Below are 17,219 nucleotides of genomic sequence, written 5' to 3'. Positions count from 1 at the left end.
ATTACGCAATGCTGGCAAAAAAAGTAGATTTATTCCTGTAACGATAATAACAAACAACAATGGAAGCGCAAGTAAGTTCCCAACTGTACACCAACATTAAACTTAAGGAAACCAGAGCAATAAAAAATTGACTAGGTAAACCGAGGACCATTTGGGAAACTAAGGCATTAATCGCACTAACAATTTGGTATTTCATAATTCCTGTATTATAGGAAAAGAAAGCGGGGCATGGCGCCCCGACATATCCTGACAAATTCAGATTCTGCAATTGGAACAAAAGTTTGAGAAACCAGGTTTCAATCGACCTACTAAGCAACGCTGTATGTTACATCGTAAGTAGAACCAGAACCACTTACTCGGATTGTTTTTGTACCATTAGTTGGAGTGGTTCCTACAGTAAAACCTCCCAAATAGTCGTCATCGAACCAATCGGAGTCAAAAAGATTAACCTTTGCAGTACCATTGAAGGATACTCGTTTGTTAATATAGGCAGTCTCGCCAGTATCTACGTCGTCTTTAGTTCCAAAGACTTTATTACCGTTAACTTTAATGTAAAGGTCATCTCCGTTACCCCACCCGGGGTCTGCACCTGCATGAACCGCAGTCGCATTATATAAAGTAAGAGTGGCGCCTCCTTCAATTACAGATGCTTCTTCAGATGTCAATTCGGTAAACAGTTGTTCGTTTGAATTAGAAAGTGACATGATTGTGTCCTTCATTTGTGATTAATTAGTTGTGATTTGAAAGCCTTTTTGTTGCTCTCTATTCACAGTATGCTTGAAGACATAATTGAATTGTTGAGTGAAATTGAGGAGTGTCAAATAAAGTTTATTTTAGTACTTATGCTAAATTCAGGAAAATTCAGGTGAGATATAAAAAATATTGCCTATAGGCTGAAACGATATATAATTTGTGCAAAACCAGATTCCCGACTTCTCCAAGAAGTCGGGAATCTGAGTCTTGGGAGAGAAAATTAATGTTCAGGGCTGATTTTAACTCCAATTACAAATATCAAGCCGGAGGAAGTCTACCTGTTGACGCTCCTACTTATGTTGTTCGCTCTGCAGACCATGAACTTTACAACGCTTTGTTAGCAGGCGAATATTGTTATGTTCTCAATTCCCGGCAAATGGGTAAATCAAGCTTACGCATTCGTACAATGTACAAGCTACAGTCACAAGACATCGCCTGTGTTGAAATTGAGTTGAGTGGAATTGGAAGTCAAGAAATTACTGCATCCCAATGGTATGGAGGTATTATTCAAGAACTAATCAGCGGCTTTGAGCTAAATATAGACCGTCGTAGTTGGTGGCGCCAGCAAGAAGACCTTTCGCCAGTGCAACGTTTAGGGGAGTTTATTGAGAACGTATTGTTAACACAACTTAAGCAAAAAATAGTTATCTTTATTGATGAAATCGATAGCGTTCTCAGTTTAAGCTTTCCCACAGACGAGTTTTTTGCTTTAATTCGCAACTGTTACGATAAAAGAGCAAGCAAAACAGAATATCGAAGGCTTACCTTTGCACTATTGGGTGTAGCAACACCTGCTGATTTGATACAAGATGAAAATGCTACTCCCTTTAATATTGGTCGAGCCATTGAATTAAAAGGCTTTCAACTGCACGAGATTAACACTTTTATGCACGGTTTGCTCGAAAAAACTAGCAATCCTTCGCTTGTTTTAAAACGAGTATTGTACTGGACTTCTGGACAACCCTTCTTAACCCAAAAACTTTGTTTGCTTATTTCCCAACAATCTCAACTACAAACACCCCGTTCAATAAACCAATTAGTCAAAAAGCAAATTATTGAGAATTGGGAATCTCAAGATGAACCAGAGCATTTACGGACAGTTCGTGACCGTATTCTTAGAAACGCGCGTTCCACACAACGCTTACTATTACTGTATAAACAAATTTTGCAAAAGGGAAAACTACCTGCAAATAATTCTAACGAACATTTAGAATTACGTCTCTCTGGCTTAGTACATCAATATCAGGGGAATTTAGTTATCAAAAACCCTATCTATCAAGCGGTTTTTGATTTGAAATGGCTTATTAAACATCTTGATAAACAGTATCATAACTCCAGTACTATACCGCTTTGGCAAGTCGCTTTAGCCAGCGTCGCTGTTAGCAGTATAGTTATTACCATTAGAACGCTAGGTTACTTACAAACATGGGAACTTCAAGCTTACGACCAACTGATGCGATGGCGCCCCTCTGAAGGAGCAGATAAACGGTTATTAATAGTTACCATTACAGACTCAGACGTTCAGTCTCAACCTGTAATAGAACGAGGAGCAGCTTCTTTATCAGAGCGTTCTTTAGCACAATTACTATCAAAACTAGAACAGTCCCAACCGCGAGCTATTGGTTTAGATATATATAGAGAAACAGGTGTAGGAGAAAAATATCCAACCCTAGTCCAAAAAATGAAGAGCAATAACTTCTTTGCAATTTGTTTCTATGGTAAACCAGGTATCAAACCACCTTCACATGTTCCAAAACGCGGTCAAGGTTTTAATAATGTCGAGCGCGACCCTGATGGCATATTGCGGCGCCAAATACTAGCTGTAGATATTGCAACTCCTTGTCAAAGCAAATACTCGTTTAATTGGAAACTTGCAACTCATTACCTATCTTTTTCAGGAATACAGCAAGAAATTACACCAGATAATTACTTAAAACTTGGCACAGTAGTATTTAAAACCTTAGAAGAGAATACAAGTGGCTACCGCAAAATTAACGCTATCGGTCATCAAATATTACTTAACTATCGAGCGGCGCCAGAAATTGCAGAAAAAGTAACTCTAACTGAAATTCTTAGTAATCAATTCGATACTGAGAGAATAAAAAATCGTGTAGTTCTTATTGGCACCACAGACCCTAGTTTTGGTGATTATCAGTGGCGTACACCTTATAGTAGCAGTGATGACTCAGTAGATTTACCAGGTGTAGAAATTCAGGCACACATGGTTAGCCATATTCTCAGTACAGTACTTGATAAGCGACCTTTAATTTGGTCTTGGTCAAAACCAGTGGAAACTATTTGGATTTTAGTTTGGTCATTAGTTGGAGGCTTACTAGCTTGGCGTTTAATATCACCACGTCTAATGTTAATAGGGGTAGGAGTTGCAACAGGCGCATTATATATAACTTGTTGGGGATTACTTATTTTCAAGGGAGGTTGGATACCTTTAGTTCCTCCTGCTTTGGTATTGATATTTGTTAATAGCAGTTTAGTGATTTATAGATATAAGAAAATCCCCCCTAGCCCCCCTTAATAAGGGGGGAACAAGAACTATTCAAGCTCTTAAAGCCCCCCTTATTAAGGGGAGTTGGGGGGATCATCAATAATTTAGATAAAGGAGGTAGCTGATGAAAAGCACCACAATAAAACTTTTTTTAGCTACAGAACTTGCATTTCTTCTTACTTATAGTAATTGTGTTATTGCTCAAATTACCCCAGATAAAACATTAGGCGCCGAACGTTCAGTAATCACTCCGGATATAAATATTAAAGGTGCTGTGGCAAACCAAATTAATGGTGGTGCCATGCGAGGCAGTAATCTTTTTCACAGTTTTAGTGAATTTAATATTAAAGATGGACAGCGAGTATATTTCTCAAATCCTTCAGGGATACATAATATTTTAGGTAGAGTTACAGGTAATAGCCCCTCAAATATTCAAGGTTTAATGGGTGTAAATGGTAACGCCAATTTATTTATACTCAATCCCAACGGAATAATTTTTGGGAAGGGTGCCAGTCTAGATATTGGCGGTTCATTTATAGGAAGTACGGGTAATAGTTTTGTTTTTGACAATGGTTTTGAATTTAGTGCCACAAATCCTCAAACACCACCATTACTAACTATAAATTTACCGATAGGAATTCAATATGGCGCCAATTCCAGAAGTATTATTAATGAATCAGTTTTTGGTCTCAGAGTCCAGCCAGGAAGAACCTTGGCGTTAGCAGGTGGTGATGTCAGATTAGATGGCGGTAGTTTGCAGGGAGGTGGAGTCGAGTTAGGAGGTTTGGCAGGAGCAGGAACTGTTGGGGTAAGTGCAGATGGCACTAACTTGCATTTGACTTACCCTGAGAATGTGCAACGAGCAGATATATCCCTTAATAAAGCCTTAATTAACATCTTCACTGGAAGTGGTGACAATATAGTAATTAACGCTAAAAATTTAGATATTTTAGACGGAAGCAAGCTCATTGCTACGATAACACCAGGTTTGGAGTCAGTTGCAACTCAAACCGGAAATATAAAAATTAATGCCACAGATGATGTCAGAATTTCTGGTACTGACTTTAGCGGTTCTCCTAGTATAATCACAATTCAAGTACTAGAAGGCGCATTAGGAAACGTAGGAAATATAGCTATTAATACAGGGTCGCTGGAAGTTAGCGAAAAGGGGACGATAGTTTCTTTGATTAACGGGCAAGAAAATGCTGGCAGTATTAACATCAAAGCTAGCAATGTGGTTTCTTTGTCAAACGGTTTAATTTACAGCGTTGTCCAACCATTACGTCCAGGGAATGCGGGTAACATTAAGATACAGGCTCCGAAGCTTTTCTTGTCGAATCTTTCTCAACTAGGAAGCTTTGCTACTGGTCAAGGAAATGCTGGAGATATTCAAATCAATGCTGCTGATTCTGTTTGGGTCAGTGGTGGTTCTACGCTGATTAGTCCTGCCTTGGGGCTAGGAAATGCGGGAAATGTGACGATTGAATCGGGTCAAGTTTCCTTTGATGGAGTAGTGGTAAGCAATAATTTACCCATCTTTGACTTTCTTGGAATCTCACGGGATAATCTTGTAGTTCCAACCGGGATATTTAATTCTGTATTCCCGATACCAGGAATTGTCAACAGTGGTAAAGGGGGTAACATCAGTATCAGGGCAAACTCTCTTTCCTTAACAAATGGAGCTATGATAGTCACTGGTACTTTAGGAAAAGGTAATTCAGGCAATATTGATATTAATGCTTCTGATTGGGTTAAGATTTCTGGCTTTGATTTAAAGACTGGATTTAACAGTGGATTAGGAACAGCAACAGCTTCTGAAGGTCTTGCTGGCGATATTATAATTAATACAAATACTTTGCGTATATCAGAAGCCGGAAATTTGACAGCACAAACCGAAGGAAATGGAGATGCTGGCAAAATATTTGTAAATGCAAAAGTTATTGAAGCAATTAACGGTGGTCAAATTATTACTAGTACTGGAGGCGCCAAACCCGCAGGTAATATTATTCTCAATGCCAGCGAGCGTATAACCCTTTCTGGTAGAGAATCGAGTTTTGAGGAGCGATTAAGTAAAATCAGTCAAAATGCTAACAACATACCCATTACAATCCTTGGTTCCCAGTTTTATGGGTTAGTATTTGTGAAACAAGAACCTGCAAGTGGTTTGTTTGCAAGTGCCACTGCTTCCTCCACTGCTACTGCTGGCGCCGTAAACATTAATAGTAGGCATCTTCAAATTCAAGATGGGGCACAAATAACTGTTAGCAGTCTCGGTTCAGGAAGTGCAGGCGAATTAAAAATTACATCTGGTTCAATTGACCTGGACAACCAAAGTAAAATAAGTGCTGAAACCAGAACTGGTGATGGTGGCAATATTATCCTCAAGGTACAAGACTTATTACTCCTGCGTCGCGGAAGCAAAATCTCTACTAACGCGGGGACTAACCAAGCAGGAGGAAATGGCGGTAATATAGATATTAATGCTAAATTTATCGTTGCTCTCCCAAAAGAAAACAGCGATATTACCGCGAATGCTTTTCAAGGTAGTGGTGGCAAGGTGAATATTCTTGCCACTAGTATATTTGGGCTAAAGCCACTTAGTCGTCAAGAACTTGAACGGTTATTAAAAACTACTGACCCAGAAAAAATCAACCCCAGTCAGTTACAAACAAGTGACATTACCGCCATTTCTCAAGCCGACCCTTCGTTAAATGGTGAAATAAATCTTAACAAACCTGGTATTGACCCCAACAGGGGAATACCAGAATTACCGACAGATATAGTTGATGTTTCTAGGTTAGTCAACCAAAACCTTTGTATTGCATCTATTGGAAGTGAATTTACTGTTACTGGTAGAGGTGGTTTACCTGCTTCTCCTTATGGAATTGTCAGTGCAGATGCAGCTTGGGAAGATTGGGCGATATTAGAACCATATACTATCAAAGGGACACCAACAATAACTAATAACTTACCACGCTCCTCACCAGAAATATCTACAACAATTATTGAAGCCCAAGGTTGGTTAATCGATGCAAATGGTAATGTAATACTCACGGCAAAACCTGTAACAGTGGCGCCTAAAAGTAGTTGGTTACATTCACCAAGCTGCTAAATTGTGGAGAATAGCATATGAACGACATTAAAAATACTTTTTTGTTACATATATTATTGGGATGGTTAGCGATTACATTTTCTTCCAATAATGTTCTTGCTCAAATTATCCCAGATGAAACATTAGGCGCCGAACGTTCAATAATCACTCCCAATGTAAATATTAAAGGTGCTGCGGCAGACCAAATAAATGGTGGCGCCATTCGAGGAAGTAACATTTTTCATAGTTTTAGTGAATTTAATATCAAAGATGGACAACGAGTATATTTCTCAAATCCTTCAGGAATAAATAATATCTTGGGTAGAGTGACAGGTAATAACCTCTCAAATATATTGGGTACTTTGGGTGTAAATGGTAACGCCAATTTATTTATAATCAATCCCAATGGAATAATTTTTGGAAAAAATGCTAGTTTGGATGTGGGAGGTTCATTTTATGCGACTACAGCTAGTAGTATCAAATTTGGCTTACTAGGCGAATTTAGTGCTATTAATCCCCAGGCGCCAGAACCTTTATTAACAATCAATCCCTCAGCATTCTTTTTCAACGAACAAACAAATTCAGGAAGTATTATCACTCAATCACGAGTAACTAGAACGGTTCAGGGAACTCCAACCGATGGACTGCAAGTACCGAACGGTCAGACACTCTTATTACTAGGGGGAAATGTCACAGTAGATGATGGACGGTTAATTGCTCGTGGTGGACGGGTAGAAATTGGCGCCGTTGCGGGAACTGGAAGCATAGGGTTGAATCAAAACGGCAGTTTAAATTTTCCAGACACGGTTCAACGAGCAGATATAGTATTTAATAATAAGGCATCCGCCAATCGTTCGGGGATAGATGTTAGGTCGAATAATGGTGGAGATATTGGCATTACTGCTAACAACATTACTCTTAAAAACGGAAGTCAACTTAGAGCTGGTATTGCTGCTTCCTTGGGTTCTGATAAAAGTCTAGGTGGTGATTTAATAGTAAATGCAACTGGGGAAGTTCGCATGACGGGAGATGATACCCGAATGGCAAATGATGTCCGAGAAAATGCTACTGGCAAGGCAGGCAACATCAAGTTAAATACCAATTCCTTAGTAGTTACCGATGGCGCCCAGTTAAGTTCAAGTACTTTTGGCATTGGAGATGGAGGTAATGTTGTAATTACAGCAGAGCGTGTTTTACTCAGTGGCGCCCGTGCGGATGAAAGAGGTGCAAGTGCTGTTTATAGCCGTGTAGAGCAAGGTGCTAGAGGGAATGGTGGCGCCGTACAAATTTTTACTAAGGTACTAGAAGTTAACAACGGAGCAGAACTCTCTAGCGAAACTTACGGAAATGGGAGTGCAGGAAATTTAGTAATAGAGGCAAGCGAGCGGGCAACGTTTAATGGCAGTAGCCCTTCCGGAAGATTTTTTAGTGGCGCCTACAGTGCCTTCAATAATGTGGCGCCTGATGCTCTGGGTAAAGGTGGAAATATTAATATTAGTACAAACTCTCTCTCTGTGACTAATGACGCTTTATTGAGTGCCAGCACTTTTGGTAAAGGGGGTGCAGGCAATATAAATATTAACACAAACCAGTTATTAATTGAAAATGAAGGTACTATTGCAGCAATAACTGGTGGGGAAGGAAATGCTGGAAACATAGAGATTAACGCCAAACAATTACTAGCCCAAAATAGCCTACTTTCAATAGGAGCTAACACTTATAGTAGAGGTAATGCTGGAAACATATCCATTAATACTGGAAGCATGAGTGTTATTAACAGTCAAATTGGAAGCATTACTTTTGCTAGAGGAAACGCAGGAAGTATAAAGGTTCGCGCTACTGACTCAGTAGAAATAAGCGGAAAAGTTGTTTATAGAAAAATTGAAAATCCTGCTGGTTTGTTTGCTCAGGTAAATATTGGGGGTAGAGGTCGGGGTGGTAACATGATTGTTGAAGCAAAACGCTTAAGTGTTAGTAATGGCGGTAAAGTGCAAGTTGCCACTTTCGGACAAGGTGATGCTGGGACATTATTTATTCGTGCTTCAGATATAGAGGTATTTAACACTCTTGGTTATAATAACCTTTTTGCAACAGGGATAAATTCGGGTGTTGAAATTGACCCTGACGAAACTAAAGTTTTGCCCAAAGGTAACGGTGGTGAATTAAGAATTGAAACTGAACGTTTAAGTGTGAGAAACGGCGCCACAGTTTCATCTGCTACATATGGAGAAGGCAACGCAGGTCGATTGCAAATTCGCGCATCGGAATCTATAGAGGTTACTGGTACATCCCCAAATGGTAACTTTAAAAGTCAAATAACTGCTGCGGTTGCTCCAGATGCTAAGGGTACTGGGGGAGAGTTGAAGCTGGAAACGGGGAAGATGATTGTTCGAGATGGAGGAGAAGTAACCGTAAGTAATCTTGGAACTGGGATTGCAGGTAATTTAAAAATACAAGCACGTTCTGTTAATATAGACAATCAAGGTACTATTACCGCTACAAATTTTGCAGAAAATGGGGGTAATATTTTCTTCACAATACAAGACTTATTACTGCTGCGTCGCGGTGGCAAAATTTCCACTAACGCTGGAACTAACTCTTCAGGAGGAAATGGTGGTGATATAAATATTAATGCTAAATTCATCGTCGCTCCTCCAAACGACAACAGCGACATTACGGCAAACGCTTTTCAAGGTAGCGGTGGCAAGGTGAATATTAACGCGAATGGTATATTTGGGCTAAAACCACTTAGTCGTCAAGAACTTGAGCGGTTATTGCAAACAACTGACCCACAAAAACTAGACCCAAGTCAGTTACAAACAAGCAACATTACCGCAATTTCTCAAACCAATCCTTCGTTAAATGGCGAAATAAATCTTAATACACCTGATACTGACCCTAGTCGCGGAATATTAGAATTACCCACAGAAATAGTCGATGCTTCTAGGTTAATCAACCAAAATCTTTGTGTTGCATCTATTGGTAGTGAATTTACTGTTACTGGTAGAGGTGGTTTACCTACTTCTCCTTATGGAATTGTTAGTGCAAATGCAGCTTGGGAAGATTGGGCTATATTAGAACCATATACTACAAAACCAACAATAACTAACAATTTACCACGCACCTCACCAAAAATATCCACAACAATTATTGAAGCTCAAGGTTGGTTAACTGATGCAAACGGTGATGTAATACTCACGGCAACACCTGTAACTGTGGCGCCTAATGGTACTTGGTTACATCCTTTAAATTGCCAAACAGGAAGGTAAAATTATGAGGCGCCTCTCTTCCTCTCTCCTCTGTGAACTCTGTGTCTCTGTGGTAATAATCTATTCTTGTTGGGTTCCGCAAAGTCTCCACCCAACCTACAAATTAATATTTCTTTTAAAAGGGGGTAAATTATGAGGCGCCTGCTATACTTGATTTTGCTTGGTATTTTTGGGCTAACATTCAGCTTGGTTATTCCGTTAATTGCGGTTGCATTGCCGCAAAGTAACTTAACATCAGCTTTAACTTTAGTGCAGTCTGGTAAAAAATATTATGATGCTGGACAATTTTCTACATCAGCGCAGTTGTTAGAAAAGGCTGTTAATATTTATCAAGCTTCTGGTAACACACTTAATCAAGCTCAGGTATTAAGCTTACTATCTTTGGTGAAGCAAAAACTTGGGCAATGGCAGCAAGCAAAAGCAGAAATTGACACAAGTTTAGATTTATTAGATAAATTACCGTCTGAACGAGAGTCATATAAAGTCCGCGCGCAAGTTCTTAATAGTCTTGGAAACTGGCAACTAGCACAGGGACAAACTGAAGCAGCACTCAAAAGCTTTACGTCGGCACAAAAATTTTATGCTTCTTCTGGTGATACAATCAGTGTTATTGGTAGCCAGATAAATCAAGCTAATTCGTTGCAAACTCTCGGACTTTACCGTCGCGCGGAGAAGTTATTAACTCACGCCGAAAAGCAATTATATCAACAACCAGACTCTCCTCTAAAAGTATCAGGTTTACTTAACCTTGGTAATATTCGCCGATTTGATGGAGACTTAGAAAAATCGACTGAAATTTTAACTCTCGCTTTGGCTGTTGCTCAAAGATTGCATTTACCCCAAGAAGAAAGTACAGCTTTACTCAATTTAGGAAATGTAGAAATAGCTTTTGCTAACAGAGCAGAAGCATTAAAAGATATAGATGAAATACAAAAGTACAGACACAAAGGTTTAGAATATTATCAAAAAGCCGCAGCAGTTGCAGCTTTGCCCATTACCAATATTCAAGCGCAACTCAATCAACTTGCAGTGTTAATTGATACTAATGATGTTACATCTATTTCACCGTTAATTAATCAAGTTAATGCTGCAATTAATCAATTACCTGCAAGTCGAGCATCTATTTACGCGCGCGTCAACTTTGCTCAAAGCTTGATGAAGCTGGAAAAAGCAGATAATTATCAAGATATTATTCAGGTATTAGAGACGGCAATTAATCAATCTCGAACATTGCAAGACCAACGCGCGGAGTCTTATGCACTTGGCACTCTTGGCACATTATACGAGAACAGCAAAGACTGGTCGAATGCAAAAAAATTTACTACTACTGCATTATCCCTTGCACAGGGAATAAATGCACCAGATATCAGCTATCTGTGGCAGTGGCAAATGGGAAGATTGTTTCAAGGACAAACAGATTTACACCAAGGCGCCAACAAACAAGCTGTTGAATATTACACTCAAGCATTTAATAATCTCAGTAGTTTACGCAGTGATTTAGTTGCTCTGAGTCCAGAAGTTCAATTTTCCTTCCGAGAAAGTGTAGAACCAGTATATCGGCAATTAGTCGAATTGCTTTTGCGCTCAGAAAGCAGGGATAATCTTATCCAAGCTCGTCAGGTAATGGAAGCGCTACAACTAGCAGAGTTAGATAACTTTTTTGGAGATGCTTGTGCCAAACCAAAACAAGTAAGTATTGATGATTTAGACCCAAATGCTGCTGTTATTTATCCAATTGTTCTACAAAACCGTTTAGAGGTTATACTCAAGTTACCAGGTTCAGATAATTTACGTCACTACGCACATCCAAATGTTTCAGAGCAACAAGTTGATGCAGCAGTAACACAACTGCAAAAGTCTTTAACACGACCTAGCACCAGCTTAAAACAAGTCAAAACAGAAGCACAACAATTATATGACTGGTTAATTAAACCTTTTGAGGCAGAACTTGGCGCCACTACTACGCGGGAACAAAGCCAGATAAAAACATTAGTATTTGTTTTAGATGGCTCATTGCGAAATATTCCAATGTCAGTTCTTTATGACGGACACAAATATTTACTCGAAAGATATGCTGTCAGCGTCACTCCTACTTTACAATTACTCGAAGCTAAACCATTACAGCGCTCTAACGTCAGCGTTTTAATTGCAGGCGCCAGTGATGCTCCTAGCTTTAAAAAAGAAGGACTAGGAGCAATAGATAATGTCGAATTAGAATTAGCTGGAATTAAGAAGAAGGTACAAAGTAATCAGACACTAGAAAATCAACTCTTCATTCAAAATAACGTTCATAATAAGATTAGTAGCACAAGTTTTAACATTGTTCACTTGGCAACTCATGGTAAATTTAGCTCTAATCCTGAACAGACTTATATTTTAGACTGGAATGGACGTATAAAAGTCAAAGATTTAGATAACTTACTGCGTTTAGATTACCAAAGAAGTGGTAAGCCAATTGAATTACTAATTCTGAGTGCTTGCGAAACAGCTTCTGGAGACAAGCGAGCAGCATTAGGACTAGCAGGTGTAGCAATTCGAGCAGGCGCCCGTACTACCCTAGCATCATTGTGGCAAATTAATGATGCATCCACCGCCGAATTTATGATTGAATTTTACCAACAACTCAATGTAGGGCAAGTTACAAAAGCAGAAGCCTTGAGAAACGCTCAAATTAAGTTTTTGAAAGAATCCTCAAGCCGAGATTATAATCGTCCCTATCATTGGGCGTCGTTTATTTTGGTAGGAAATTGGCTTTAATTAACAACATTGCCGACTATATCTACTTTAGAAATGCTTTCTAAACCAACTTTTTTAGCGCTTAAAAGCTCAACCCACATTTTTTTAAGAGTAGGATTTTGTGGCTCTTTTAAACGTAATTGCGCCAACTCCGTTATTGTTTCGTACCAAATGTCATACTTAGCATAAGCAGAGACTTTTTCTAGAGGACTGCTTGCTTTTTGTAGTTGCTTTGCCAGTTCTTCTGGTATTGACTGTCGTTGTATAAGTCCTGTTATCGAAGCTGGTGTAGATAAATTTCCTCTATCGGAGGCGCCATGACAGTTAACCTCAACATACCATCGATATGAGTTGCCAACTGCTAAAGCTGGAACTGTTGATGGTAAACTGATACTAATAATTCCAGCTTTTTCTGGTAAACGAAAGCGAGTGCGATATAACTCAACGTCCCCATCCTGTAAAGAAAATTCTCCTGACTTAGCATCAGTAGCAGTATAAGGCACATAAACCCAAACAGTTGGACGTGTACTTACCGTTGACTTCAATTGACTACCACCTACCACACGAGTTAGTGGCATCATACCCTGCTTGTAACCACAGTCACCTCTGCTTCCTGTCCCTTCCCTTGCATCCGGAGTTCCCCTACTTGGAGGGTCTTTCTCTTCCTGGGGTACATTAGTTTGTGCTTGAGTTTGGTCTAGCTCGGTTTGCTTTCCTGTAGATGCAACAGAAGGTATCGAACAGCTTGTCCAGCTAACGAGTAACCACAAAAAGAAAAATAAACCTTTTTTACTATCTAACAACATCAGCTATATCCGGCTATATTTTTCGTATTCTATCGGTTACATTTAACTACAATCCTTAGCTTTATTATTCCAGATATTAGCAATATTACTTAAACTTACGCACCTGCGCTTCACTCTGGAACGCTCTTCATAAATGCCATTCTATACTTTCGACTAAAGTCGAATACGTTTTAGGAAGATTGGCGCCTATGATGTTAAGCAATCCCGTGTTTAACTGTGTCGATTAATACTGTTCTCTCCGTATTTAAGATGCTTGTAATAAACCTGTTAATCAAAGTGTGAACCGTGGTTCACAAATCAGAGTAAAAATTGCATTAATCAAATCAAAAATCCAAGGTCAGGAGTTTATGTTTAATACTATATTATATTACTCGCCTGCCATTAAGCCTCAAAAAAGTCAGTGGGGTTTGATATCAAGCCACCAATCACGTAAATTTGCAATAGCTTCTTCTTTTTGCTTGGCTTCAACTTCAATCCACGGCGCCTCTCGATACACTTCAGGCATAGAATTAATTAAGTCGCTGTGTTTTCTATCTTTAAATGCTTCTTCCCCATTAGAAATATGTATTAATTGCCAATCTGGATTTTCCCAGGTTTCACGTGCGGCATAAAACATTTCTGTAACACTGGGGTCATCATACGAATCTAAGTTTTCATGGCAAATATGATGGTGCGCGTCAAACACCATTGGTACAGCAGTACGCTGACACACATCTAGTATTTCGCTGCTGCTGTAAGCGTTCTCGTCGTTTTCAAACGTTAATCTGTTTTTGATATTCTCAGGTAGCTGCAAAACAACATTTACTAGATTATCCGCGCGCTGTGATTTACCACCGTGAATGTTCATTAATGCCCAAGGTGACTGTGGTAAACCCATTAAATCGAAAGTGTGTGCGTGTCCTGTCAAGATTTTAATACTTGATTCGACTATTAACGGTGAATCTGAGCTTAGTACGACAAATTGGTCGGGGTGCATCACGACTCTTACACCCAATTTAGTCGCTTTTTGACCAACGCGCGCTAAGTCGGTTCCCATATTTTCTAGGATAGTGGCACCAATATTATCTTCCCAATCACTGAGTGGGAATAATCCCGAAGGCATTCGATATAAAGTTATCCCACTTTTATTACAATACTCTAACGCGATATGCAGGCGCCGTAAATTCTCACGGTAAAGTTCATCTAAAGTACGTGCTTTTAAGTTCTCGGTTAACTGTAAATAGCGTGTGCGCGTAATTGTTTTATACCGCACATCTTTGGAAGACGTGATGCAAACCAATCCCAATTGTGGCGTAATCTGCTTACGTCTAACCTCTAATTTTGATGTATTGGTCTGGGTTGCAGTCATAAGGCTTGTTGTGATTCGGTGTTGGCTATCAGCTTTTATTAGACAAGCTTTTAACCGCAAGCAATCAGTATCTAAAGACAGAATCTGAGGTCTGAAGTATATATTTCCCAACGACAACTGTTTTCTTCCTGTTCTGCATTGCGGGCGCCGCACTTAATAAATATGTTAAAAAATTAAGATTTATTACTATATTTGTTACATTGGTAACACCAATCCAGAATACCAGTGATTAGAATAGCATCAAAAAAGTGATACCTGGGTGCAATATACAAACTACTCCTGCTGTGGGCTGTTAAGGACGTAAGAGGCGGAAACCCTTGTCTAGTCTAGATAGTTTACTTTGTGAAATTTTTTGACTAGCCAGAACTAACCTAAAGACAGAGTTTGAAAAAATATACATGTACCGATGGGTAGTGATGTCAAGTTAATAAAATATTTATTAATATAAGTATATACTTGGCAATATCATTATCAAGTTATGTTACAGAGATTAATTTTACGGATTGGGTGTAATTAGTGAATTTTGCCAACTTATACGAAAAAATAGGAAATTATGAATAATCAGCAATCGACTGGCTCGAATGAATTTGTCGGGAATCTTAAGAATGGTATATGGCTGTTTGGCGTATCGTCTTGGGTATTTGGTATAACCGATAGAAGCATCGCTTCATTTTCCGATGGGTATTTATCTGCATTAGACTTGACACAGTTGTTCACAGCAGCAACTTTCTTTGTAGCGTGGTTATTCCTGAAACCAACATCTATATCTAAGGTTTAAGGAGTCTCTGCGACCTCTGTGTCTCTGTGGTATAATATTTTTTTACTACAGAGGCGCCGAGAACACAGAGAGAAGAAATGTTTACGATAAGGAGTTGTGGTTGTATATTATTGTTGTAATAATCTAGGAACTGTAGCAACATAACAATACATGAGCTACTGCATAAATCCCAACTGTTCAAAAAAAGAAAACACGGGAAAACCTCTGTATTGTCAAGCTTGTGGTTCCGAACTGCTGCTGCATGGGCGCTATCGAGTGGTGCGAGTGCTGGGTGGGGGAGGTTTTGGTATAACTTATGAAGTTGATGATTCAGGATTGCCCAAAGTATTAAAAGTCCTGACTAATAATATTCCCAAAGCAATTGAGCTATTTCAACAAGAAAGCTTGGTTTTAAGTCGGTTACAACACCAAGGTATTCCCAAGGTTGAGTCTGATGGGTACTTTACATATTTACCTAGAGACAGTGAGCAACCACTCTACTGTTTGGTCATGGAGAAAATTGAGGGGGTAAACCTGGATGAATATATGCGACTTCAAAGGAGTTACCAACCTATTAGCGAACTTACGGCAATTAATTGGTTAAAACAACTTGTTCAAATTCTACATCAAGTTCATCAGCAGCAATATTTCCATCGTGACATCAAACCAGCAAATATTATGCTGCGAAACTCCTCCTTAGAAAACTCGAATGAAGGGAGTGAATTAGTTTTGATTGATTTTGGTACTGCCAGGGAAATTACCCAAACTTTCATGCAAAAGCTTGCAGGACAAGAAGTTACAGGTATTGTTTCCCTAGGTTACACTCCTCCCGAACAAATGAACGGTAAAGCAGTACCGCAGTCTGACTTTTATGCTTTAGGACGTACTTTTATATTTTTACTCACAGGTAGAGCTGCGAATTCTTTTCCTGAAGACCCTCGAACGGGTGAATTAGTTTGGCGAAACCATGCTCCCCACGTATCTCAACAATTTGGTAACTTAATCGATTATTTAGTGGCGCCGTTTCCCGGTAATCGACCCAAAGACACAAATCATATTTTAGATTGTCTTGTATCAATTGATAAAAACTTAACTACGTACCCATCAAATAAATCGAATAAAATAGAGGCGCCTAATAATAGCACGCTTTCTTATGCTGGATTTTGGAAGCGTTCGTTAGCTTACTTAATTGACTATGTAATATTAGTAATCGGTGCAATGGTAATTAGTGGGATTGTGGGTTCAATACTGATTAGTTTATTTCCCCAGTTGGCAACTTTACCAGATTCTATCCCAAAGGCAAAAATTACGACTACTCCAACTGATGATGCAATGCTTGGAGGTTTTTTCGTCTCGACCTGTGGTTTACTAGGACTATTAATAGTTTTCGTAGTTTCAGACCCTCCGTCATTTCCAGTTGCAAAAGTTACAAGTATTATCACCCTGATTTTGCAATGGTTGTATTTCGTATGGTTAGAAAGTTCAAGCTTACAAGCAACGATAGGAAAAATGCCCCTGCGAATTATTGCAACCAACGGTTCGGGAAATCGTTTAACCTTCGCTCAGGCAAACATTCGATACTGGAGTAAAACCATTTCGGCTTTGCTGTTGTTTATTGGTTACATAGTAGCTATTTTTACACAAAAGAAGCAAGCACTCCACGATATTATAGCTAACAGTATAATTATAAATAAGTACTAAGATACCAAAATTTAATCAACTATTTTGTGGAATGGGCATCCTTGCCCGTTTCAAACCAAGTTTTCGTGAGGTGCTGACTTGCCAAAATTAATTACATAGAATAGTAGTGGTTCATGTCAAAAGTTTTGGTGTGTTGGAAAATAAAATCCCCCCAACCCCCCTTAATAAGGGGGGCTTAAAACTGCTCTTGTTCCCCCCTTCCACGCGGCAGGGCTGATTCGTTCCCTAAAAATCTTGAAAAATCAAGGGTTTCGC

General features: G+C 39.2%; 9 protein-coding genes. 6 read left to right on the top strand and 3 right to left on the bottom strand.

Annotated features, from left to right (window positions below):
• Positions 1–308: 308 nt before the first annotated feature.
• Positions 309–704 carry a hypothetical protein gene (locus AC2JBO_RS21125; protein ID WP_496955620.1) on the bottom strand — a complete coding sequence of 132 codons (396 nt, stop codon included), beginning with the start codon at positions 702–704 and terminating at the stop codon, positions 309–311.
• A gap of 272 nt (positions 705–976) precedes the next feature.
• Between AC2JBO_RS21125 and AC2JBO_RS21120 the strand changes: the two genes are divergently transcribed.
• The 4 genes from AC2JBO_RS21120 to AC2JBO_RS21105 all read left to right on the top strand — a co-directional run bounded on the left by AC2JBO_RS21120 (position 977) and on the right by AC2JBO_RS21105 (position 12,373).
• Positions 977–3,286 (top strand): CHASE2 domain-containing protein, encoded by a 2,310-nt coding sequence (locus tag AC2JBO_RS21120; protein WP_496955619.1) that lies wholly within the window; start codon positions 977–979, stop codon positions 3,284–3,286.
• 94 nt (positions 3,287–3,380) lie between these two features.
• A complete protein-coding gene (locus tag AC2JBO_RS21115) occupies positions 3,381–6,368 on the top strand; it encodes a two-partner secretion domain-containing protein (protein ID WP_496955618.1) in 2,988 nt (995 codons plus the stop codon).
• Positions 6,369–6,385: 17 nt separating this feature from the next.
• The gene (locus AC2JBO_RS21110) at positions 6,386–9,616 is read left to right on the top strand and encodes a two-partner secretion domain-containing protein (protein ID WP_496955617.1); all 3,231 of its coding nucleotides are present in this window, start codon (positions 6,386–6,388) and stop codon (positions 9,614–9,616) included.
• Positions 9,617–9,748: 132 nt separating this feature from the next.
• A complete protein-coding gene (locus AC2JBO_RS21105) occupies positions 9,749–12,373 on the top strand; it encodes a CHAT domain-containing protein (RefSeq protein WP_496955616.1) in 2,625 nt (874 codons plus the stop codon).
• Here AC2JBO_RS21105 and AC2JBO_RS21100 read toward each other — a convergent pair.
• A complete protein-coding gene (locus AC2JBO_RS21100; RefSeq protein ID WP_496955615.1) occupies positions 12,370–13,158 on the bottom strand; it encodes a DUF928 domain-containing protein in 789 nt (262 codons plus the stop codon). The two genes, AC2JBO_RS21105 and AC2JBO_RS21100, sit on opposite strands and share 4 nt — an antisense overlap.
• A gap of 397 nt (positions 13,159–13,555) precedes the next feature.
• A complete protein-coding gene (gene uvsE, locus AC2JBO_RS21095) occupies positions 13,556–14,506 on the bottom strand; it encodes a UV DNA damage repair endonuclease UvsE (RefSeq protein ID WP_496955614.1) in 951 nt (316 codons plus the stop codon).
• Positions 14,507–15,059: 553 nt separating this feature from the next.
• Between uvsE and AC2JBO_RS21090 the strand changes: the two genes are divergently transcribed.
• Together AC2JBO_RS21090 and AC2JBO_RS21085 are read left to right on the top strand one after the other, a co-directional pair.
• Entirely contained in the window at positions 15,060–15,284 is a 225-nt protein-coding gene (locus AC2JBO_RS21090) for a hypothetical protein (RefSeq protein WP_496955613.1), read from the top strand.
• 150 nt (positions 15,285–15,434) lie between these two features.
• Positions 15,435–16,964, top strand: a complete 1,530-nt coding sequence (locus AC2JBO_RS21085; protein WP_496955612.1) for a protein kinase domain-containing protein — start codon at positions 15,435–15,437, stop codon at positions 16,962–16,964.
• Positions 16,965–17,219 lie beyond the last annotated feature (255 nt).

The sequence above is a fragment of the Calothrix sp. CBUCES-K 9914 genome, assembly GCF_059640475.1.
Note: the sequence above shows the minus strand (reverse complement) of the source record. Positions and strands in the feature narration are given on the sequence as shown.

Bases quoted from the DNA above. Each gene is read 5' to 3' on its own strand.
- AC2JBO_RS21125 (WP_496955620.1), bottom strand. From the start codon at position 704: ATGTCACTTTCTAATTCAAACGAACAACTGTTTACCGAATTGACATCT.
- AC2JBO_RS21090 (WP_496955613.1), top strand. From the start codon at position 15,060: ATGAATAATCAGCAATCGACTGGCTCGAATGAATTTGTCGGGAATCTT.
- AC2JBO_RS21100 (WP_496955615.1), bottom strand. From the start codon at position 13,158: ATGTTGTTAGATAGTAAAAAAGGTTTATTTTTCTTTTTGTGGTTACTC.
- uvsE (WP_496955614.1), bottom strand. From the start codon at position 14,506: ATGACTGCAACCCAGACCAATACATCAAAATTAGAGGTTAGACGTAAG.
- AC2JBO_RS21115 (WP_496955618.1), top strand. From the start codon at position 3,381: ATGAAAAGCACCACAATAAAACTTTTTTTAGCTACAGAACTTGCATTT.
- AC2JBO_RS21085 (WP_496955612.1), top strand. From the start codon at position 15,435: ATGAGCTACTGCATAAATCCCAACTGTTCAAAAAAAGAAAACACGGGA.
- AC2JBO_RS21105 (WP_496955616.1), top strand. From the start codon at position 9,749: ATGAGGCGCCTGCTATACTTGATTTTGCTTGGTATTTTTGGGCTAACA.
- AC2JBO_RS21110 (WP_496955617.1), top strand. From the start codon at position 6,386: ATGAACGACATTAAAAATACTTTTTTGTTACATATATTATTGGGATGG.
- AC2JBO_RS21120 (WP_496955619.1), top strand. From the start codon at position 977: ATGTTCAGGGCTGATTTTAACTCCAATTACAAATATCAAGCCGGAGGA.